A 21,538-nucleotide genomic window follows, 5' to 3' on the forward strand; every position below is an offset into this window, starting at 1 on the left:
TCGGCCGTGGCCGCCCTTGCCATGCCCGCGATCGGGCTGGCCCGGATACCCGCATCGTCCCATGCCCGCCGCATCGCCCTGGCGCCTGCGACGTTGGACTTCGCCTTGCGCGAACTGGCGCGGCAGGCGGGCATTACCGTCGTGGCGACCGATGCCCGGTTGCGGACGGTCCGCACCCCTGCGCTGAACAGCGATGCGCCGCCCACGCGCGCATTGGGGCAGTTGCTGCGCGGCACCGGTTACCGTGCGATCATGATCGATGCGACGAGCTTCCGCATCGTCGGCGCGCCGCGTCGCCCAGAACGCGATCGGCTGCCTCCCCGACCCTTTGCCACACCCCCGCCCGGCGAGGGCCCCGACGTCATCGTCACCGCCAGCAAACAGGGCACCGAGCTCGCCCGCTATCCGGGCAGCGTGTCGGTCATCGGTCGCGGCGTCGCCCTGCCCAATGGATCGACCGACCTCAGCGATGTCGCGAGCCAGACGCCGATCCTGCAGACCACCGCGCTGGGGCCGGGGCGCAACAAGCTGTTCATTCGCGGCATCGCCGACAGCAGCTTCAACGGCGCGACCGAGTCGACCGCCAGCCTCTATCTGGACGAGGTGCAGATCGCCTTTGCCGGACCCGATCCCGGCCTGAAGCTCTACGATATCGGTCAGGTCGAGATTGCCGAGGGGCCGCAGGGCGCGCTGCACGGGTCGGGGGCGATCGGGGGGATCATCCGGCTGACCTCCAACCCTGTCTCACTGGAACGCGATGGCGGGCGGCTGGAATGGGGCGGCGCGCTGGCGGGTAGCGGCGCGCCGAGCACGGACATGGCGGCGGTCGCCAATATGGTGCTGTTGCCGGGTACGCTGGGTCTGCGGCTGGTCGGCTATCACGCGGTCGATGGCGGCTATATCGACAATATCCGCACCCATCAGGACAATATCAACCGCGTGCTGACCAGCGGGCTGCGCGGCACCTTGCGTTGGGATGTCGGCGATGGCTGGCGCGCCGAGCTGGGCGGCGGCACCCAGTCGATCGTCGCACGCGATGCGCAATATGTGATGCGCGAGGATGTGCTGACCAGCCGCGCCGCCATCCCGCAGCCGTCCTGGAGCGATATGGCGTTCGGGCGGCTGATCCTGTCCAAGAGCTGGGCGAGCGGCCTGCAATTCGTCTCGGCCACCGGGTTGGTCGAGGGGGCATCGTTCGAACAGTTCGATGCCAGCGTCCTGGGCCCCCTGCAATCCTATCAGCTGGACGGCACCAAGAACTTGTTCTCGCACGAAAGCCGTTTGTCGCGGCGCTTGCCGGGCGGTGGGTCCTGGGTGGTCGGTGCCAATCTGGTGTCGGATCAATCCGTGATGGGCCGCTCGCTGACCGTTCGGCAGGGCGTTCGGCCGGTGATCGGCGTGACCAACGTCACGCGCAGTGGCGCGATCTTCGGCGAGGCGACCCATCCGCTGACCCATCGGCTGTGGCTGACGCTCGGCGGGCGCCTGACCGCCGCGCGGGTCGACGGCGAACCCTCAATCACGCCGCGCGCGTCGCATTTCGTGCGCGGCCGCTCGACGACCCGGATCGATCCGACGCTTGGCTTTTCCTGGATGCTGGGCGGCGCGTGGACGGCGTTCGGCCGCTATCAGTCGGGTTTCCGGACAGGCGGCCTGGCGGTGGCAGCAGGGGTCGGGCGGGTCGCGAACTTCGAATCCGACTCGATCCAGATGGTCGAGCTGGGCCTGCGGCGGGTGCGGCGGGGCGAGACCGGTCTGTCCGCGTCGATCAGCCTGTCGCATGCGCATTGGAGCGCGATCCAGGCGGATCTGCTCAACCGGGCGGGCCAGCCGGTGACGAGCAACATCGGCGACGCACGGGTCGACGCGCTGGAGGGCTGGATCGAGTGGGTGCCGCAGCGCGACTGGCACCTGACCAGCGCGGTCTTTGCCACCGACAATGAGGTCACCGGCTCGACCGCCGCGCTGAGCCGGGCACGCAACCGTCGTCTGCCCGAGACGCCCAGCATCTCGGCGCGGCTGGGGTTGGTGCGCGATATCCGGGTGACGCCCGACCTGACCCTGTCGGCGCGGGGCGAAGCGGCCTTTGTCGGCCCCTCGGTGCTGGGCGTCGGCGACATGTTCGACGTGCGGCAGGGCGGCTATGGCCTCGTCAATCTGGGGCTGGCGGCGCGGCGGGGGCGCTATACGCTGGGCCTGACGCTCGACAATCTGCTCGACGAGCGGGGCAATCGCTTCGCCTATGGCAATCCCTTCCTGCTGACCCGGCGTAACGTGTCCACCCCGCTGCGGCCGCGCACGGTCGGCCTCAGGTTGAGTGCGGACTTCTGAGGGCGGCGCGGGCATAGGCGGCAAAGCCCGCCAGCACATGGCGCAGGCGAAAGGCATGGAAATGCCGGATCGCGGGGACCGGGCCGACAAAGCGGTTGCCCAGATTGCGCAGATCGGTCGCCAGCCAGCGGGCGACGCGACGATCTCCGAGGACATGTTTGGCGTACAGCGCCCCGTCGCCAAAGCCATAGCCCGCCAGCAATGCGAGGGCGTCTTGTTCGCGGCGGCGGCCATGATGATGATCGACGATAAAGCCGGGATCGTAAAGGATCGGGATGCCCAGCGCTTGGGCGCGCAGCAGGAAGTCGGTGTCCTCCGCCGCTCGGAACGGCGCGCCTGCCCCGAACCGGGTGTCGAACGGCCCGACCAGCCTGCGGACATCGGCGGTGAAGGCCAGGTTCGCGCCCATGACGAACCCGCCCGGAAAGGCGGTCGCCGCTGCGACCATCGGATGGTCCTCCAGCTTGACGGTCAGCGTCAGGTCGGCCGGGTCGCCCAACAGGATGCGGCCGCCGATGATGACGGGGGCGGCGCGATCGGCGAAGGCCCGCGCGAGGCGGATGAAATAATCGGGGTGCAGTACACAGTCGTCATCGGTCATCGCGATGACCTGCCCACGTGCGGCACGCAGCGCGGTGTTGCGGGCACGGGACAGGCCGCGGCGCGGCTCGGCCAGCAGGCGCACGGTAAAGGGGCGGTCGGTCGCCCAATGGCGGATGACGGCGGAGGTGGCGTCGGTCGAGCCATTGTCGACCAGGATCAACTCGATCCGGCCGCCCGACCATTGCCGTGCGGCGGTCTCGATCGACGCAAGTGTGGCGGACAGGCTGCGGCTGCGATTGCGGGTGCAGATCAGCAGGCTGACGTCGATCATCCTGCCACCATCGCCGCCGCCTCCACCGGGGACGCGGCCTGTCGGACGAGCGGGCCGTCGCCGGTCCAGGCGGCGATATAGGCCGCGACTTTCCCATAATCATTGTCGAGCACGACATGCGGGATGCCCAGCAACAGGCTGAGGATATGACCATGCAGCCGGTCGGTGACGACCTGCTCACCACGCGCCAACAGCCGCAATCCGCGTTCGACGCGGGCCTGAGCGCGGGCTTGAGGGGAGGTGGCGCTCACCAGCGCTTCGTCCAGCCAGTCGAGCGCCACCGCACCCGGCAAGCCTGTCAGCGGCGCATCGTCGCGCATCACCCGTTCGGCGTCCGAACGGAGCAGCATCAGATAGCGGCAATCCGCCGCCACCGGCCGCGCCAGGCTGCCCAGCCCGAAGGCGGAATCCGGGGCGAGCATGGTCGGGCCGTCGAAATGCCTGCTCGCTATCTCCAGGCTGCGTTCGTCGCGGACGAGGAGGTGAAAATCGGGATGGTCGCCTGTGATGCGCGCAAATTGGTCGCGGTTCGCGGCATCGCGGAAATGGATCGACTGGGGGAGTTGCACGATCCGGCGATCGCGAAAACGGGTCAGTAGCTGCTCGCGGAAATGCTGATGATGCGGCCAGATATCGCCCAGATTGCCGCCACCATGGATCAGGATCGGGCCGCTCGGGCAGGCCGCGCGGAAGGCGGCCTCGTCGAAATCGTCCCAGCGCGCGATATAGGCCGGATCGCCCGCCCCGATGTCGCGCAGCAGCGCGATCTCACCCAGCCAGATGGCGCTGTCGCCGACATTGGCATGGTCGGGGAAATCGACCAGCGCATAGGGCTGTCCGGGCGTGACGTGGCGGCGGTACAGGTCGAGAAGGGCCGTTCGCTGCCCAGCGATAACGTCGCTGCTCACGCCGCGATGGCACTCGGCACGGCCGCGCGCACCCTGGCATAAAGCGCCTCGCAGCGGTCGAGCCACAGGTCGCGCGCGAAATGCGTCTCCACGCGGCGCCGGGCCAGCGCGCGGGGGATATGCATGGCGCGCCCGATCGCCTCGGCCAGTGCGTCGACATCGGCGGCAGGCGCGATACACCCGGCCTCGCCCACCACTTCGCGTGCGGCACCGGCATCGAAGGCGGCGACGGGCAGGCCGCACGCCATCGCCTCGATCGCCACCAAGCCGAAGGGTTCGTCCCAACAGGGGGTGAACAGGAAGACCGAGGCGCGCCCCAATTCGCGTGCGAGCGCCGCGCCGTCCAGATGCCCGCCATAACGGACGCCGCCGCCCAGCCGGGACTCGACCTCGGCCGCGAAATAGTCGGGGTCCTCGACCGCGCCGAACAGGGTCAGCGCCACCCCCGCCGCTTGTGCCGCCTGGACAGCGAGGTGGGGACCCTTGTTCGGAGTGATCCGGCCGCACCACACCGCCTCGCCATTGCCGTGTTCGACGAACGGCCAGGCGGCGGGATCGATCGCATTGTGCAGCACAGAGGCCTCGGGTGGTGCGCCGCTGGGCCACCATGCCTTCATCTGGCTGGCCGAGGTGACGGTCAGGCGATGGGTCGGGCCGGGGCTGACCGTCACGAAATGGTGGAGTGCATCATAGGGCGGCACGTGCAGCGAGGTGACGGTGGGCACCTGGGCGGTCCGGCGCGGCTCCAGTGGGAAGCGGTGCAGGCTGTTATTGTGCACCACGTCGAACCCGCCCCGCGCGATCCGGTCGCAGGCGGCGGCATAGCCCGCATCGACATGCGCGATCAGCGCGGGCTTGCCGCGATGCTCGGCCCAGGGAAAGACGGCTTCGTAGTGCACCGGCAGGACCGGATCGATGGTGAAGCGCGGGTCGCTGTCGCCACTGGCGAACAGCACCACGTCATGCCCCCGCGCGGCCAGCCCCTCGGCCAGATACCAGCCATGCGCCTCCATGCCGCCGAGAAAGGGCTGGCGGATGGGTTGGCGGACATGGGCGAGCAGCGCGATCCTCATGCCGCGACGCGGGCCCCGGCCGCGCGTTCCTCCAGCAGGCGGATGACGCTGGCGGTGTTGGCATAGGGCTGGTGGCTCTGCTGTCCGGTCAGCGCCAGGTCGTCTTCGTCGGGGCGGCGCAGGATGCGGATCGGGCGACCGGGCGTGTCGTCGATCAGGCCCATCAGGCGAAAGGCGTGCAGCCAGTGCCCCATGGTGCGGTATCCCCATTTCGCTTCGAACAGCTCGGCATTGCGCACCACGCTGTCGATATGATGGACCGGCGGCATGTGGTGCGGATGATATTGGTGATAGGCGAGCCCGCCCTTGATCCAGGCGATCGGCACGCCCGCCTTGTCCACCACCTTGCCGAAATCGGTGTCCTCGCCGCCATAGCCCGCATAGCGCTCGTCGAACCCGCCGGTCGCCAGAAAGGTCGCGCGGCGCATCGCGAAATTGAGTGACCAGAAGCAGCGATAATCCGCGCACCGCTCGATCCCCTCCGACGGCGGGCCACGCCGGTCGGAGTGGCGGACGGCGACCTCGGCAAAGTCCTGATACCGCCAGTCGCCCGCCGTCGCGCCGCCGGGCAGATACATGACTTCGCCCATCAACAGCCCGTCTTCCTGATCCAGAAAGCGGTCGTAATCGGCCAGCAGTTCGGGCGTCGGGATGCAGTCCATGTCGAGAAAGACCAGCTTGTCGCCGATCGCCGCCTGTGCCGCCGCATTGCGCGCGGTGGCGAGCGGTAGGCGCGGGCCCGACACCATCATCTGGCGGATGGGGAAGGGCGCCTCCGGCAGGTCATAGGGCTTGTCCTGCATGACCGCGACGATCAGCTCGGCGGGCAACATCGTCTGGCGGCTGAGGCCCAGCACGACATTGCGCAGGTGATCGGGGCGGCCCCCGGCGAGCGTGACGACCGAGATCATGAATGGGCTCCGGTGGGATGGGAAACAGGGGACAGTTCGAGGTCGATCGGCCAGAGCCGCGCCGACAGCGCCTCCAGCCAGTCGGCGGCGGTCTGGGCGGGGGCGTCGGCGATCATCGCACGCTGTATGGCGGGGCGATGCTGGCTGCGGGTTTCGGCCAGCGCCTCGTTCCAGGCTTGTGCCGAGGAGGGCAGATGCGGGCGGACACAGGCGACCCCAGCGGCGGCCAGCGCCTCGGCCTTGCGGTGCTGCTCGTCGAAATAGCGCCATTCGGGGATGGCAAGCCAGGGGCGGGCAGCGGCCAATATCTGCTGGCAGGTGGTGTTGCCGGTCGAGGCGATGACGAGATCGGCCGCGGCGACATGGTCGGCCGGATTGTCGACCCAGCCGCGATGCTCGATATTGCCGGGCTCGGTCGCATGCCAGTCGCGCGCGACCGGGCCGATGGTGATCCAGCGGGCACCGGGGCGGCTGCGCGCACCGACGCCCAGCGGGGCCTGGGCAAAGCCGCCACCGCCGCCGCCCGACAGGACGAGGATCAGTTCCTCGTCGGCGCCTACGCCGATGCGCTGGCGCGCCAGTTCGCGCTCGGGGATGCGGGTGTCGACGCCCAGCCCGCCGACGAAACAGGTTTTCGCGCGCATGGGGGCGTCCCATTCGGGCTGGGCCAGTGCCTCGTCGAAGGCGGCGAGCAGCCCGGCGGCGCCGTCATAGGCGGCGCGGTGTCCGGCATCGCTGCGGTCGCCATGTTGCAGGATCTTCACATGCGGGACCGAGCAGATGCGCGCCAGCTGCGCGATTTCGGCCGACACGTCGCAGATCATCAGCGCGGGGTCGGCGCGATCGAACCAACCCGCGATCACCGCCATGGCGTGACGGATGCCGGGCCAGCCGAGCGGCGCGCAGTGCAGTGTCTCGGGCGTCGGCACCGCGTCCATCGTCCCTGCTTCCAACCCGGTCGGTTCGAAGAGCGAGGGGATGGTGACGATCTCGACCTGCGGCGGCAGGGCTGGGAAGATGTCGTCGCGCGCGCAGAAGATGGTAACGGGCCGCTCGGGCGGCAGCGCGTTCAGGATCGCGGCGCAGCGTTCGGCATGGCCGCGCCCGTGATGATGGACGAAATAACCGAAGGGGCGTTTCATGCCGCCGTTGCCTGGGACGGCATCGGCGTAGTCAGGCCAAGCCGCTCCAGCCCCTCCAGCACGCCATTGGCATGGTGGGCGGTGACGCGCATCAGCCCGTCACGCTCGGATAGGTCGGCCAGTTCCTGCCCGGCATTGCCGACGACGATCGCATGGCCGCAGGCATCCAGCATGTCGACATCATTGCCGCTGTCGCCTGCCGCGATGCACGCACCCATCGGCAGGTCGAGCCGCCGGGCATAGGCGGCCACCGCCGCCGCCTTGCCGCCCAGCGGGGCCAGCACGTCGATCAGCCGCCCGTGCGAGAAGACGGTCTTGGCGGAAAGCCCCTGCTCGGCTAGCGTTTCGCGGACGCGCGCGGCGTCCTCGGCGGTGCCGAAATAGCTGACCTTATGTGGGCCCGCCGTATCGCGTGGTTGGGGGCGCAGGCGAAGGGGTTTGAGTGCGGCAACTACCGCCTTGCGGTCCCATCCTTCATTCAGTCGCGCGGCGAAGTCGGGACATTCCTGCCAGCCGCGCTGGCTCTTCAGCATGATGCGCGTGCCGACATCGGTGATGAAGGCGTCGGGTTCGGGCAGGCCCCATTGCGACAGGATGATCCGCGCCATTGCGAAGGACCGGCCGGTCGCGACGACGAAAGGCAGATCGCTGGCCTGACGCCACTGGGCGAAGTCATGCGCGCCGACGCGACACCCGGTCAGCGTATGATCGATATCGCTGGCAAGAAGGCTGGGGCTGCGCGGCAGGCGGGCATAAAGCGCGGTCGATTCCATGGCGTAGCGGTCCCAGGCATAAAGGGTGGAGCCCGAACGACCATTGGCGCTCATCCGCGCATGGGTTTCGGGGGCGGATAGAAGGGTGAGGCAGGCTTGGGCGATCGCCGTCTCGTCGCGCGGCTCGACCAGCAGGCCGTGGTCCAGCGCGGCGACGATCTCGCTGGGGCCGCCATGCCGGGTCGCGACGACGGGAACGCCCGCCGCCGCCGCCTCGATCAGGGTCAGGCCGAAGGGTTCGTGGAGCGCGGGGTTGACGAAGACACCGCCCTGCGCCGCCAGGTCATAGAGGGATGCGACGTCATGCCCGTCATGGCGCGGGGGCAGCGCGAAACGGCCCCGAAGGTCGGGGCTGTCGGCCAACCCCTGAAGTTCGGTCAGGACGGCGCGTTCCTCGGGCGATCCGGGGCCGTCATGCTGCCCTGCCAGGATGACCAGATTGGCGGCATCGCGTAGCGAGGGCGACGCGGCATAGGCGCGGGCGAGCGCCCCCAAATTCTTCTTGGCGACCGGGCGCGCGATGGCGAGCAGGATCGGCTTGGCCGGGTCGGCGAGGAACGCACCGAGGCGATCGGCAAGCGTCGCGCCGCGCCGCGCCCCGGCATCACGGCTGGGCACGCCGGGAGCGATGCGGTGAACACGGCCGCCAGCGGGTACGCCATAGGCCTGGACCTGCCGCTCGGCCTCGTCCTGGGTCGACACGATCAGCGCATCGGCGGCGGCGATGGCGGCACGTTCGGCGGCGATCCGGCCGTCGAGCGCAGGCGAGGGGCCATTATGACGGCGCTTGTCGATCCCCAGCGCATGGGGCGTATAGACGAAGGGAATGGCAAAACGACGCCGCGCCTCGGCCGCGACGGCGGCGGCGTCGGAGAAATGCGCGTGGATCACATCGGGGCGGCGCGGTAACCGGGCGAGGTGCGCGCAGAACGCCTCGGTAAAGGCGGCAAGATCGTCGGCCAGCGCTTCCTTTTCCAGATAGCGGCGGTCGCCGGTGGCGATCCGGTCGATGGTCAGCTTGGGCGAAAGCCGCTCGGTCGGCCGGGCATGGTCCAGCGACAAGCCGGGTTCTTCGAAGAGCCGGGTGACAATCGAAACTTGATCCGTGTCAATATTCTTCGCCTGCGCGGTGGCAGCGTCCAGGATATAGGCGATGTGACCGCCGGTGTCGGCGGTGATGCCATAATGGACAGGCGGCGATTTCAGGCAACCACCAAGTGCCAGATGCAGGATGAACAATCGCGCCCCTTTCGTTATGGAACGACAACGTTAAAAATATTGATTGGCTCCCAAGCAGATGGCCGAAATATTTCAGAAGACGTATCGGTGTCTGTTGGCAGGATGCGTACATATTGATGCGCATCAATATGGTCGTCGCAGCGGCTGAAAGGCGACGGGCCGCATCACAAAGCGGATGTCAGTCGCGTCTCGCCTCTTCGGGCAATCCCTCGAACGAGGAATCACGGCCCAGCACATCGTGATGGGTCGACAACCAATGTTCGGCCTGTGCCCGACCCGTCTGGCGAAGGTCCTGAAGCACCGACCAGCGGGTGTCGACCTTGCTCGTTCCCGACCGCCCCGCCAGTTCGTCCGGCGGCGATAGCAGGTGCAGGTTGACCCGCGCGATCGCCCGCATCCGCACATCGCGCGAGCGTTCGGCGCGGGCGATGTCCTGAACCTCGGACAAGGCGCGCAGGTCGCGGCGCAGACAGGCGTTGAAGCTGATGTCGCTGACCCGCCGCATGACGTCGCCCACCGACCCGCCGACATTCTCGACGGTAAAGGGGGTGATCTGGACGACGATCATGTCGGTCGCGCCGATCGCCTCGGACAGCAACGGCTCGAGGGCGGGGTTGGCGGTGAAGCCGCCGTCCCAATATTGTTCGCCGTCGATTTCCACCGCCGCGAACAGTTCGGGCAGGCAGGCCGAAGCCATCAGCGCGTCGAGCGTCACGGCCTCGCCGGTGAACAGCCGTGCCGATCCGCTCGCGATATGCGTGGCGGCGACGAACAGCGGCACCCGCGTCTGGCGAGTGAGCAGGTCCAGGTCGACGCTCCCCTCGACCGCGCGGCGCAGTGCGCTCATATCGCGGACATTGGGCAGGAACGGCGCGACATAGCGGCTGGAGAGTTTGGCCATATCCAGCGACCGGCGCAGCAGCGTTTCGTAAAATGGCCCGCCCAGCGCCCCGACATCGAGCGGGGCGAGCGGCGAGGCATCGGCGACATGATGCCACAGCCGCTCCAGAACGGTTCGCGCACCGTCTGCGCCATCGGCGGCATAGCCCGAGACGAGCGCCGCGCCGTTGATCGCCCCGGCGCTGGCCCCGCTGACACCGACCAGGTCGATATCCTCCTCCAGCAACCGCTCGATGACGCCCCAGCCATAGGCGCCGTGCGCGCCGCCGCCCTGTAAGGCCAGTGCGACGCGGGGACGGCGCGGGGGCTTGCGCGACGTCGACGTCGGATCGTGACGGTCGGTCATGCCACCCTCCTTATGCGTTGATCCATGTTGCAACGCACAAGAAAGGGATTCCACCCCATCGCGGCAGCTTTTCCACCGCGACGGGGTGGATGGATCAGCGCTTGGTGAAGCCGCCGATCCCGGCGATCGCCAGCTTCTGCGCGGGCTTGGACATTTCCGCGAAGGTCAGCCGCAGATAGCGGACCGGCCGGACGCTGGTGAAGGGCAGGCGCTGAGTCGACAACGCATAGGCGATGTTGGAGAATTCGCCCGCGCCCGCCGGGGTCCAGCTCTTGCCGTCGAGGCTCGTCTCCGCGACATAGCCGCGCGGCGGGGCGGCATCGATCATCACCTGGCGCGAAGGGGTCAGGCTGAAGCCCGCGACATCCTGGGTCTTGCCCATGTCGATCGTCACGCTGGCCGGCTTGCCGGGCGTGGGGGCGGGCTGGACCCAGATGGTCTTGGCGTCATTGTCGAGCAGCTTGTCCGCGCCCGGCGCGGTGGCCGAGACGATGGTCCAGCCGCGCGTGTCCATCACCGTCGGGTCGCTCGACACGATGGCGGGGACGGGCACCGGCGCGACGCTCTGGAACAGCGCGACCTCACTGATTGCCGGGCATACGGGGGCCTCGATGATGCGCAGGCGAACGCGCCGCGCGGTGATGGGCGCGGGCAGCCGGATGATCCGCTGCGCGCTGATGCACTCATGCTCGGCAAGCTGGCTCCACTGACCATTTGATTCCGCATCGACCGCAAAGCGCGTGACGCGCACGCCGAGCGGCAGATATTCGCGAATGCGGATCAGGTCGAAGCTGCGTCCCGGCGGCAGGTCGAGCGTCAGGCTGGGCGTCGTCACGCCGTCCGGCGCGGACCAATAGGTGTCACGTTGGCCGTCGAGCACCTTGGCGGCCTCAAACCCCTTGCCGCGCACATGGCTGGCGCTCGCCACTGCGCCCTGCGCCAGGTCGGTCGCGAAGCTGGCGCGGATCGCGTCGCCGAAGCTCTTTAGGATCTTCACGTCCTGATCGGGAATGCGCCCGCGCCGGTCGGGCGGCAGGTTGAGGTTCATATTGGTGCCGCGCGCGACCGAGGTGTCGAAATAGCCGACGAGGTTTTCGGGGCTGCGGACCTTGGAGTCCTCGTCGGCGTGATAGAACCAGCCGGGCCGGATCGAGGTGTTGGTCTCGGCGGGCCACCACAACGCGCCTCCGCGCACGCCCGAATTGCCCTCCGACTGGACATACGGATGGTCGGGCATGGTCGGCCAGCAGGGATCGCCGGCAATGCCGTCCTCATTGCCGACCCAGCGAATGTCCGCGCCCAGCGGATCGAAGGTGCAGGCCATGGGCTGATACTGATGAACCAGCGCGATGATCGAGGGCCAGTTATAATATTTGGGCGCATCGATCTGCCGCGTCTCGCGCGCGCCGCCATAATAGCCGTCGCCGCCATTGGCACCGTCGAACCAGAATTCGAACAGCTCGCCATAGCCGGTGCACAGCTCGACCACCTGCTTGCGATAATAGTCGACATAGGAGGGGTGGCCGTAATCGGCGCGGTTGCGATCCCAGGGCGACAGATAGATGCCGAACGCGATCCCGCCCCGCTTGCAGGCGTCCGACATCTCGCGGACGATATCGCCCTTGCCGTCCTTATAGGGCGAGTTGCGGATGCAGTGTTCGGTCAGCTTGGTCGGCCATAGGCAGAAGCCGTCATGATGCTTCGCCGTCAGGATGATGCCCTTGAGGTTTCCCGCCTTGGCCGCCGCGACGATCTGATCCGCGCTGAAGTCGCTGGGATTGAACATCTTGGGGTCTTCGTCGCCATATCCCCATTCCTTGTCGGTGAAGGTGTTCATGGCGAAGTGGACAAAGGCATATTGCTCGCGCTGATGCCAGCGCCACTGCCGCGCTGAGGGCACCGCACCATAGGGCGCGGGCGCACCCGCCCCCTTTTGCGCGAAGGCGGGCGCGGCGGAGGCGACGAGCCCGGAGGCAAGGACGGCGCGGCGGGAGAAATCGGTCATCTGCAATGCGGCTCCGGGAGGGATCAGGCGGGCTGGTGGTCGAAGGAGGGCGGGCGGTCCTTGGGATCGCGTCCAAAGGCGGGATTGGGCCTGGCCCCCATGGTGAAGGACAGGGTGCCGCCCTTCGACAGGGTGGCATGGTCGATCCAGCTCTTCGTCCAGGGGCGACCGTTCCAGGTCACCGACTGGACGTACGGCGCGTCCGGGCCGTTGCCCTTGGCCTCGACGACCAGGGTCTTGCCACCGCCCATCGCCACCTGCGCGCGGTCGAACAGCGGGCCGCCGAAGACATAGGCTCCGCTGACCGGATCGACCGGATAGAAGCCGAGCGACGAGAACAGGAACCACGCGCTCATCTGGCCGCAATCGTCATTGCCGATGATGCCGTCGGGCGCGTTCTTGTACATCTCGGTCAGCAGGCGGCGGACCATGGCTTGGGTTTTCCAGGGTGCGCCGACATAGGCGTACATATAGGCCGCATGCTGGTCCGGCTCGTTGCCATGGGCATATTGGCCGACCAGACCCGAAATGTCGGGCGGCGCATTCTTGGGCAGGGTCGAGGGCGCACTGAACAGCTCGTCCAGCTTGGCCTCGAACTTCGTATCGCCGCCCATGTGGCGGATCAGGCCGTAAATGTCGTGCTGGTTCAGGAAGGTCGCCTGCCAGCCATTCGCCTCGGTATAGTCGCGCCACCAGGGCTTGGGCATATGGCCGAGCTGGACGGGGTCGTAATCCTTCCACCAGCTGCCGTCGTTGAAGCGGGGGCGGGCGAAGCCGATCGAGCCATCGATAACGTTGCGCCAGTTGCCCGAACGCTTGAGCAGGCGATCGGCCTGCGCCGTCTGGCCGACGCGACGCGCGATGTGTGACGCGGCCCAATCGTCATAGGCATATTCCTGCGTCCGACTGACGCTTTCCCACCAGATATCGGCGGGGACATAGCCCTTGGCGTCGTACAGGTCGCGGCCCTTGCTATTGTCCAGATCGGGCGCGGAGAAGTCGAAGCTGCGCTTGGCGATGCCGGGCCAGGCGGCGGCGTAATCGGCGGGAATGCCCTTCACCATCGCCTCGGCCATGATCGGCGTGCCGTGCCAGCCGATCATGATGCCCGTCTCCTTGCCCTGCAGCGTCCAGACCGGCGGGCCATAGGCGCTTTGCTGGGTCTGGCGGATCATGTCGTCGATCAGCTTCTTGGCCTGGGCGGGCTGGGTCAGGATCAGCCAGGGATGCAGCGCCCGGTACGTGTCCCAGGTGGAGAAGGTGCTGTAGGCGAACTGCCCGGCGGGCGCCTTGTGCACCTGTCCGTCCAGCCCGGCATAACGCCCGTCCACGTCCGAGAAGAGCGTGGGCGCGATCAGCGTGTGGTAATTGGCCGAGGCCAGGATCGTGCGCTGATCCTCGGTCCCGCCCTCGACCCGGACGCCGCCCAGCGTCTCGGCCCAGCGGGTCATCGCGGCGCGGCGGGTACGGTCGAAGTCCCAGTGCTTCGCTTCGGCGGCAAGGTTCGCCTTGGCCCCCGCCACATCGACCGCCGAGATGCCGCAGCGGATCAGCAATGGGGCATCGCCCAGTTCGTCGAAGAATAAGGCAGCCTTCAGCCGGTTGCCCTTGACGGCGGTGCCGTTCGCAGGCGCATCGCCGTCGCCATAAAGCTGGATGCGGCTGGGCTTTTTCGACAGCTGCATCGCAAAGAAGATGCGTCGCCCCTTGGCCCAGCGGAACACGCGGCGGGTGCCGGTGATCGTGCCGTCCGGCTCAACCGTGATTTCGGCATCGGTGATGAGCGGCTTGGCGTCGCTCTTGTCGAGGACGAGGTGCGACAGGTCGACCAGCACATGGCCCGGCCCCTTGGGATAGGTGTAGCGATGCCAGCCGGTCCGCTCGGTCACGGTGAGTTCGGCCAGCACACCGGATTCCAGCTTCACCCGGTAGTAACCTGGCTCTGCCTGCTCGTCGGAGTAACGCTGGCGATAGCCTTCATCGGGGTTGGAGAGGGGCCCCGCGACCAGCTTCAACGCACCGCGCGTCGGCACGACCAGTACGTCCAGCATGTCGCCGATGCCGGTGCCCGACAAATGGGTATGGCTGAACCCCATGATCGAGCTGTCACCGTGATGATAGCCCGAGCAGGTGTCCCAGCGCTCGACATCGGTATCGGGGCTCAACTGCACCATGCCGAAGGGCAGGACGGCGCCCGGATAGGTATGCCCGTCACCGCCGGTGCCGACGAACAGGTTCGGCCTAGCGGGCAGCGGCGGCAGCGTGGCCATCACGCCGCGAATGGGAAGGGCGGCAAGCGCGGTCCCGGCGAGGAGCGAGCGGCGGGTCAAAATCATGCAAATGTCTCCCGCAGAACCTGCGGCCGGGTGGCTGCGATATGCACGATCAGCTCGCCGAACAGGCCATTGGCCCAGGCGAACCAGTCGCGCGTGAACTTGGTGGGATCGTTGATATCGACCCCTTCGTGAATGAAGCCCGTACCGCCCTGCGATCCGCGCAGCATCGATAGGCTGGCGCGGAGCAGCGCCGGGTCGGTCGAGGTCAGCGCGCGGACGATCACCGACATCGGCCAGACCTGGCCCGGCCCGGTGTGCGGGCCGCCGATGCCGCTGATCGCCTTGCCCTCGAAATACCAGGGATTGTCTTTGCCCCAGCACGCCGCGAGCGTCCGCTGCCACAGCGGATCGGCCGGATCGACGCACCCCAGATAGGCCATGCCCGACAGCGACGGCACATTGGCGTCGTCCATGAAGACGGCATTGCCATAGCCGTCGACCTCGAACGCCCAGACCCGCTCGCCGTTCGGCAGCGTCATCGTGCCATGCTGCTTGAGCGCGGCCTCGACCTCGGCGGCGAGCGCAGTCGCCTCCTGCGCCAGCGCCGGTTCGCTGACCGCGTTCGACAGCGCGGCGAGTTCGCGCAACGTCGTCATTGCGAACAGGTTGGCGGGCACGAACTGGCTGTAGAGGCAGGCATCGTCCGAGGGGCGGAAGCCCGAATGGATCATGCCGTTGGGTCGCGTGGGCAGGCCGATGCCGCGATAGAGCGTTTCGGTCGGCTCGGGCGCGGAGCGGCGGAAGCGGTAAGGGCCGGGGCCTTCTTTGCGCTGCTGTTCGCGGAAGGTCTTCACGATCAGGCGCGCCGAGGCTTTCCATTCCGCGTCGAACGGCGTGGTGTCGCCCGTCTCTCGCCAATAGCCGTAGGCCAGCCGGATCGCGTAGCAGAGAGAGTCGATCTCCCACTTCCGCTCGGCGACGCCCGGTTTCATCTCGGTATCGTCGTGCAGCGCCCAGCTCAGGTTGGTCTTGGCGGTCGGGTCCTGCATGAAGGCGTTGGCGTACGGATCGATCAGGATTGACCGCGCCTGCCGCCCGATCAGCCCGCGGAACAGCCGCCCCAGCGCCGGGTCGCGCTTTACCAGATGCAGATAGGGCCGCAGCTGCGCCGCCGAATCCCGCAGCCACAGGCATGGAATGTCGCCGGTGATGACGAAGGCGTCCGGCTTGCCGTTCACCTCGCCCAGCGACAGGACAGTGGTGTCGAGGGTGTTGGGATAGCAGTTGCCGAACATCCAGCGCAGCGTCGGATCGGCGATCAGCTTGGAGACACGCGTGATCTCCGCCTCGACCGCCTTGGACACGAAACGGCGGTCGGCGACCGGCGGACGCTTGCTGACCAGCGAGGGCGTGGCGGCAAAGGCCGGGGTGGCGGCGAATGCAGCCGCCCCGGCGATCAGTTCACGACGGTTCGGCGTCACTTGGGCAAGTCCTGCGCCTGGCCGGTCACGGTGAACTGGGTCCACTGGCCCGCGCCGTCACCCGGCTGGCCACCGCCGATATAGAGCTTGTAGGTGCCCGGCAGGATGCGGCGGGTGCCGTCGCGCCAGACCTGGCTCATCATGCGCGGGTCGATGGTGAAGCGCGCCGTGCCCGCCTGACCCGGCTTGAGCGCGACACGGGTGAAGCCGACCAGCTGGCGTTGCAGCACGGGGTCGGTCAGTACCAGCTTCTCGTCGGTCGCGGGCGGGACCAGATAGGCTTGCGTCACTTCTTCGCCCGCACGCTGGCCGATATTGCGCAGCTGCACCGCGACATCGACCGGCTGGCCGACCGCGACGCTGGTGGTGACGGTCGGCTGGCCATAGTCGAACTTGGTATAGCTCAGGCCGTGCCCAAAGCCCCAGGCGGGCTTGCCGGTGAAGTAGCGATAAGTCCGCTCCTTCATCCCATAATCGGCAAAGGCGGGCAGGTCGGCGGTCGAGTGATAGATGGTGACGGGCAGGCGGCCCGACGGGTTCACGTCACCGGCCAAGATCTCGGCCAGCGCGGTGCCGCCCTCGGTGCCTGGATAGAAGGCCGCCAGCGTCGCGGCGGGCTTGAAGTCGCCCAGGGAGACGGCCGAGCCCGACATGACGACCGCGACCACTGGCTTGCCGGTCGCCTGAAGCGCGGCGAGCAGATTGCGCTGCGGCTCGGGCAGGACGACTTCGGTTCTGTCGCCTCCTGCGAAACCGGGGACCGAGACACCCAGCGCCTCTCCCTCCAGATCGGGGGACAGGCCGACGACCGCGATCAGCACGTCGGCGGTCCCGGCGACCTTCAACGCTTCGGCGGTCAGCGCCTCGGCGGGCGGCAGCCATTGTAGGCGCAGGCCCTCGTCACCGCCCTTGTGATCGATCTCGACCCGGATGCGGCGCGGCGCGGAGCCGTCAATCGTGGTTTCCAGCTTCTTGCCGCCGATCACATCGTCCACGACCAGCTGGTCGTCGATATAGAGCTTCACCGTGTCATGCGCGGGGCAGGCATGCCAGCAGGCGGGGCCGTCGAGCCGCAGCTTGTATTGGCCCGGACCCGGCGGGGTCAGCGTGCCGGTCCAGCGACGCTGGAAGGGCGCGGTCTTGGTATAGTTGAAGTCGATGCGGCGATCCCGACCGGCGGCGGTCCACTGGCCGTTCGCGCCCATCGTCTCGACCGTCAGGCCGGGCTTGCCGTCCGCCGACAGCGCGGTTTCGGGCACGCCGACGAACGCGCTCTCGGCCAGCACCGAGCCTTGCGCATAGTGGACATCGCGGCCGAACTTGGCACGGATGCCGTCGAGCGGGGTGACGGGGTTGATCGCGGTGCCGTGGTAATTGCCCTCCAGCACGCCCAGGTCATCGGCATCCGCGCCGAACACCGCGAGTTTCTTGCCCTTGAGCGGCAACAGGTCGCTGGGATTGTCCAGCAGGATGATGCCCTTGCGCGCCGTCTCCAGCGCCAGCGCGCGGTGGGCGGCGGTGCCGACCTCGCTCGGCTTGATCCGGTTCCACGGGGAATCCACGGTCAGCATCCGCCGCACCGCCAGCGCGCGAGCAAGCGCGGTGTCGATCTCGCCCTCGGTAATCAGGCCGCGCTTCAGAGCCTCCGGCAGCGAACGATAGGTGTTGCCGCAGTTGAGGTCGGTTCCGGCGCGCAAAGCTGCCGCTGCTGCTGCGGGTGCATCGGGCTGCGCATGATGGAACATCCAGATATTGCCGACCGCATCGCAATCCGACACGACGAGCCCGTTAAAGCCCCAGTCGGTGCGCAGCCGCTGGGTCAGCATCGTCGGATTGGCGCATAGCGGCGTGCCGTGGATGGCGTTGTATGCGCACATCAGCGACAGCGCCTTGCCCTCGGTCACCGTCGCGCGGAAGGCGGGGAGGTAGGTCGCCTCCAGATCGCGCGGGGATACCATCACGTCGAAGCTGTCGCGCCCGCCCTCGGGGCCGGAATGGACTGCCATATGCTTGACGGTGGCGATGACCTTGGGGTGCTTCAGGTCCGGGCCTTGCAGGCCGCGCACGAAGGCGATGCCGATGCGGCTGGTGAGGAAGGGGTCTTCGCCATAGGTTTCCTGACCCCGGCCCCAGCGCGGATCGCGGAAGATGTTGATGTTGGGCGACCAGATGGTCAGCCCCTGATAGAGGCCGCGATCGGCGTTCAGCGGCTTGGAATTGAACTTCGCGCGTGCCTCGACCGCGACGACATCGCCGACCTTCTGGATCAGATCGGTGTCCCAGGTCGCGGCCATGCCCATCGCCTGCGGGAACACGGTCGAAGGCCCGTTGCGCGCGATGCCGTGCAGTCCCTCGCTCCACCAGTCATAGGCGGGCAGGTTCAGCGCGGGCTCGGCGGGCGCTTCGTTGACCAGCTGTGCCGCCTTCTGTTCGACGGTCAGCTTCTGCGCCTCAGGCGGCAGGGCGGGGGTGGCGGCCTGACCGGCGGCGGCGAGGAGGAGGAAGGGGATCACTGGGCGTCCTTCGGACCGAGGGTGTAGATGGCAAGCGTGCGCGCCAGCGTGGCGGCGTCGGCGTCGCTTTGAATGGTGAGCGTGATGCTCTCGCCGGGCAACAGGTCGAACCCGTCGTCGGAGGGCTCGGCGGGAATAATGCCGAAGCTGACCTGCACCTGCCGCGCGAGATTGCGCGCGGTCAACGTCAGCTGCTTGCCCGCCCAGCGGGCGGTGATACCGGGCGCGGGGTAGAGCATGTCGCGCGGCACCTTCCGCTCGACGATCTGACGTGCGATGACCGTGTCGCCGTCGAACAGTTCGGCAACGGCATAGCTGCTCTCCGGTGCGGCGTCGGTGAACAGGGTGGCGTCGGGGATCATCGCGACATCGCTGGCAGAGGCGGCGGCCATGGTCACGCTACCCGATTGGGCGCCCAGCTTGCGGCCGTCCATCGTATAGCCGGTGACGCGCCAGCCGAGCGGCTTGGGTGTCGTCGCATCAGAGACGAGCGCGATCCGGGTCGCGCCGGGCCTGGTTTCCGCCACGATGGTCTGCGGCGCGAAGAAGCGGCGGACCTCATGCTGGAGCATCTTGTCATGCCCGGTCCAGTCGATGCTCGACCAACTGATCGCGGGCCAGCTGTCGTTGAGCTGCCAGTAGAGCGAACCCAGCGTCACCGGGCGACAGGCGCGGTGATGGCGTGCGGCGAGGCCGATGGCGCGCGCCTGCATCGCCTGGGACAGATAGACCAGATCGGCGAAGTCGCGCGGGGTCCGGTAATATTGCTTCAGATAGAAGGTGATGCGCTCATTGCCTTCTCCGCTGAGGAACTTCTGGTGCGCCTTCATGACCGGGCTGTCGATGCGGAAGTCCGCCGGATCGGCGAAGGTCGCGATGGTCGACAGGTCGGGAAAGGCCTGGAAGCCATATTCGGACATGAAGCGCGGGCAGCTGTCGGTATAGCGCTCGATCGGCTTGGAGCCCGACCAGACATCCCAGAAATGGCGGTCGCCATCCTTGTCGGTGTCGGTCGGCCCTTCATAATCGGTCGAGGGTGAGCCGGGCCAATAGGGGATGCCGGGCGAGTATTTGATGACGGCATCGCGCAGCACGCGATCGAACAGCACGGCCATGCCGGTGCCGATCCGCTCCTGCTCGTCCGGGCCGACCGCCTTCTTGAACGCCTTGCGATCCGACCAGTTTTCCCAGCCCGACAATACTTCGTTATTGCCCGCCCAGATGACCAGCGACGGATGCGATTGCAGGCGCGCGACCTGTTCCTCGGCCTCGATACGGACATTCTCGCGGAACTTCGCATCGGGGGGCGTCACCGCGCCCCCGAACATGAAGTCCTGCCAGACCATCAGGCCCAGTTCGTCGGCGGCATTGTAGAAGCTGTCTTCGGGATAATAGCCGCCACCCCAGATGCGGACCATGTTCATGTTCGCAGCGGCCGCCTTTTCGAGCAGCGCGCGTTCGGTCGCGGCGTGGACGCGGGCGGGGAAGGCGTCGAACGGGATGACGTTGGTGCCCTTGGCGAAGATCACATTGCCGTTGATCTTCAGCCCGAAGCTGCCGTCCTTGCGGACCAGTTCGACCGTGCGCAGGCCGGTGCGTTTCTGCGTCGAGTCCGCCCCCGCCAGCGTGGCGTCGACCGTATAGAGCGGATGCGCGCCGAAACCGATCGGCTGCCAGCGCTGTGGGCGGGTGATCGAAACGGGGACGACCACGTCATTCTCGCCCGCCTGCAATGCCACATCGCGCTTTACCCGGATGCGGCGGCCGTCGGGGCCGGTGACGGTCACGTCCATGCGCCCGGTCTGCGCGCGGTCGGCGACCACCGAGGCTCGGGCGAGGATGCGCGCCTCGGCATCGGTCAGCGCTTCCTGCTCGATGCGGAGGTTGTCGATGCGCGCGGCGTCCCAGGCCTCCAGCCGGGCGGGGCGCCAGATGCCGATATCGACGATGCGCGGCGCCCAGTCCCACCCGTACTGGTACTTCGGCTTGCGGATATAGGGCGAGGTCTGCTTGCCCTTCGGCTCGTCGCCATAGGGCGAGTCATATTCGCCAGGCAGCGGGTTCTTCTCGGCCAGCACCATGGGCTGGAGCGTCTTGATCGGCGAGGCGAAGGTGACGACGATCTCGTTCGCCCCGGCCTTGAGCAGCGGCTTGGCATCCGCGCGCCAGCGGCGATGGGCATTGTCGGCGGAGAGCAGGGGCTGGCCGTTCACCGTGACGGTGGCAAAAGTGTCCAGCCCGTCGAACACCAGGTCCAGGTGATCGCGACGCAGCATCTCCGGCGTCACGTCCAGATTGGTGCGATACTGCCAGCCGGTCAGACCCGCCCATTGGATCGCGGCCTCGTTGGCGCCCTTATAGGGGTCGGGGACGATGTTGGCGGCGATCAGGTCCTGCTGCACACTGCCCGGCACGGTGGCGGCCAGCCAGTTCGCCGCCTGGGGATGCGCGCGTGCGGCGGCGGCGTCCTTCGGGTCGATCCGCACCTGCCAGCGGTCCAGCGTCGCCACCGTTTTGGGCGCGGCCAGCGCGGGCATGGGAAGGGCGAGCGCGGCCAGGAGCAGGCCGAGGCGATGTTTCACAGCGATTTCCCCGAAAGCGGCATCGCTGCGCCGGGCCGGAGCGGCCGCGCGCAGGATGCCAGACTATGGCTTTGATCAGAACGGGGCATACGGCGCGGACGCGCGATGATAGCGGGACATGCCCCCGATCGCGCCAGGCTCTTTCTCGCCATCCGTCACCCCCGTCATCCACCGGCTTGTCGTG

General features: G+C 67.8%; 13 protein-coding genes. 1 reads left to right on the plus strand and 12 read right to left on the minus strand.

The features are described 5' to 3' along the window. The first annotated feature begins 6 nt into the window (after positions 1-6). Positions 7-2,331, plus strand: coding sequence for a TonB-dependent receptor (locus tag U1H82_RS02810; RefSeq protein WP_322963417.1), 2,325 nt, complete (start codon positions 7-9; stop codon positions 2,329-2,331). Here the strand turns inward: U1H82_RS02810 and U1H82_RS02815 are convergent. The 12 genes from U1H82_RS02815 to U1H82_RS02870 form a co-directional block, all read right to left on the minus strand. Next, entirely contained in the window at positions 2,309-3,205 is an 897-nt protein-coding gene (locus U1H82_RS02815; protein ID WP_322963418.1) for a glycosyltransferase family 2 protein, read from the minus strand. The two genes, U1H82_RS02810 and U1H82_RS02815, sit on opposite strands and share 23 nt — an antisense overlap. Continuing rightward, positions 3,202-4,113, minus strand: coding sequence for a polysaccharide pyruvyl transferase family protein (locus tag U1H82_RS02820; RefSeq protein ID WP_322963419.1), 912 nt, complete (start codon positions 4,111-4,113; stop codon positions 3,202-3,204). The genes U1H82_RS02815 and U1H82_RS02820 overlap by 4 nt, the downstream gene beginning before the upstream one ends. Further along, entirely contained in the window at positions 4,110-5,186 is a 1,077-nt protein-coding gene (locus U1H82_RS02825; protein ID WP_322963420.1) for a glycosyltransferase, read from the minus strand. Before U1H82_RS02825 ends, U1H82_RS02820 begins: the two co-directional genes overlap by 4 nt. Beyond that, positions 5,183-6,097, minus strand: a complete 915-nt coding sequence (locus U1H82_RS02830; protein ID WP_322963421.1) for a galactosyltransferase-related protein — start codon at positions 6,095-6,097, stop codon at positions 5,183-5,185. The genes U1H82_RS02825 and U1H82_RS02830 overlap by 4 nt, the downstream gene beginning before the upstream one ends. Then, positions 6,094-7,239, minus strand: a complete 1,146-nt coding sequence (locus U1H82_RS02835; protein WP_322963422.1) for a hypothetical protein — start codon at positions 7,237-7,239, stop codon at positions 6,094-6,096. Before U1H82_RS02835 ends, U1H82_RS02830 begins: the two co-directional genes overlap by 4 nt. Further along, positions 7,236-9,251 (minus strand): HAD-IIB family hydrolase, encoded by a 2,016-nt coding sequence (locus U1H82_RS02840; protein ID WP_322963423.1) that lies wholly within the window; start codon positions 9,249-9,251, stop codon positions 7,236-7,238. Before U1H82_RS02840 ends, U1H82_RS02835 begins: the two co-directional genes overlap by 4 nt. A 178-nt stretch (positions 9,252-9,429) precedes the next feature. Continuing rightward, positions 9,430-10,497, minus strand: coding sequence for a patatin-like phospholipase family protein (locus U1H82_RS02845; RefSeq protein WP_322963424.1), 1,068 nt, complete (start codon positions 10,495-10,497; stop codon positions 9,430-9,432). 94 nt (positions 10,498-10,591) lie between these two features. Beyond that, positions 10,592-12,502, minus strand: coding sequence for an alpha-L-fucosidase (locus U1H82_RS02850; RefSeq protein WP_322963425.1), 1,911 nt, complete (start codon positions 12,500-12,502; stop codon positions 10,592-10,594). Between the two features lie 23 nt (positions 12,503-12,525). Then, positions 12,526-14,838: a GH92 family glycosyl hydrolase gene (locus U1H82_RS02855; protein WP_322963426.1), complete on the minus strand. Its 2,313-nt coding sequence runs from the start codon at positions 14,836-14,838 to the stop codon at positions 12,526-12,528. Next, positions 14,835-16,259: a glycoside hydrolase family 125 protein gene (locus U1H82_RS02860; RefSeq protein ID WP_322963427.1), complete on the minus strand. Its 1,425-nt coding sequence runs from the start codon at positions 16,257-16,259 to the stop codon at positions 14,835-14,837. The genes U1H82_RS02855 and U1H82_RS02860 overlap by 4 nt, the downstream gene beginning before the upstream one ends. Next, the gene (locus U1H82_RS02865; RefSeq protein WP_322963428.1) at positions 16,256-18,772 is read right to left on the minus strand and encodes a glycoside hydrolase family 3 C-terminal domain-containing protein; all 2,517 of its coding nucleotides are present in this window, start codon (positions 18,770-18,772) and stop codon (positions 16,256-16,258) included. Before U1H82_RS02865 ends, U1H82_RS02860 begins: the two co-directional genes overlap by 4 nt. Then, positions 18,769-21,354, minus strand: a complete 2,586-nt coding sequence (locus U1H82_RS02870; RefSeq protein ID WP_322963429.1) for a beta-mannosidase — start codon at positions 21,352-21,354, stop codon at positions 18,769-18,771. The genes U1H82_RS02865 and U1H82_RS02870 overlap by 4 nt, the downstream gene beginning before the upstream one ends. Between the last annotated feature and the right edge of the window lie 184 nt (positions 21,355-21,538).

Source organism: Sphingomonas fuzhouensis (assembly GCF_034659795.1).
In the GTDB taxonomy this organism is placed as follows: Bacteria; Pseudomonadota; Alphaproteobacteria; order Sphingomonadales; family Sphingomonadaceae; genus Sphingomonas; species Sphingomonas fuzhouensis.

What these genes read in the sequence shown, in the direction of transcription:
- U1H82_RS02845 (WP_322963424.1), bottom strand. Translation starts at nt 10,497, where the DNA reads ATGACCGACCGTCACGATCCGACGTCGACGTCGCGCAAGCCCCCGCGC.
- U1H82_RS02835 (WP_322963422.1), bottom strand. Translation starts at nt 7,239, where the DNA reads ATGAAACGCCCCTTCGGTTATTTCGTCCATCATCACGGGCGCGGCCAT.
- U1H82_RS02815 (WP_322963418.1), bottom strand. Translation starts at nt 3,205, where the DNA reads ATGATCGACGTCAGCCTGCTGATCTGCACCCGCAATCGCAGCCGCAGC.
- U1H82_RS02825 (WP_322963420.1), bottom strand. Translation starts at nt 5,186, where the DNA reads ATGAGGATCGCGCTGCTCGCCCATGTCCGCCAACCCATCCGCCAGCCC.
- U1H82_RS02855 (WP_322963426.1), bottom strand. Translation starts at nt 14,838, where the DNA reads ATGATTTTGACCCGCCGCTCGCTCCTCGCCGGGACCGCGCTTGCCGCC.
- U1H82_RS02830 (WP_322963421.1), bottom strand. Translation starts at nt 6,097, where the DNA reads ATGATCTCGGTCGTCACGCTCGCCGGGGGCCGCCCCGATCACCTGCGC.
- U1H82_RS02850 (WP_322963425.1), bottom strand. Translation starts at nt 12,502, where the DNA reads ATGACCGATTTCTCCCGCCGCGCCGTCCTTGCCTCCGGGCTCGTCGCC.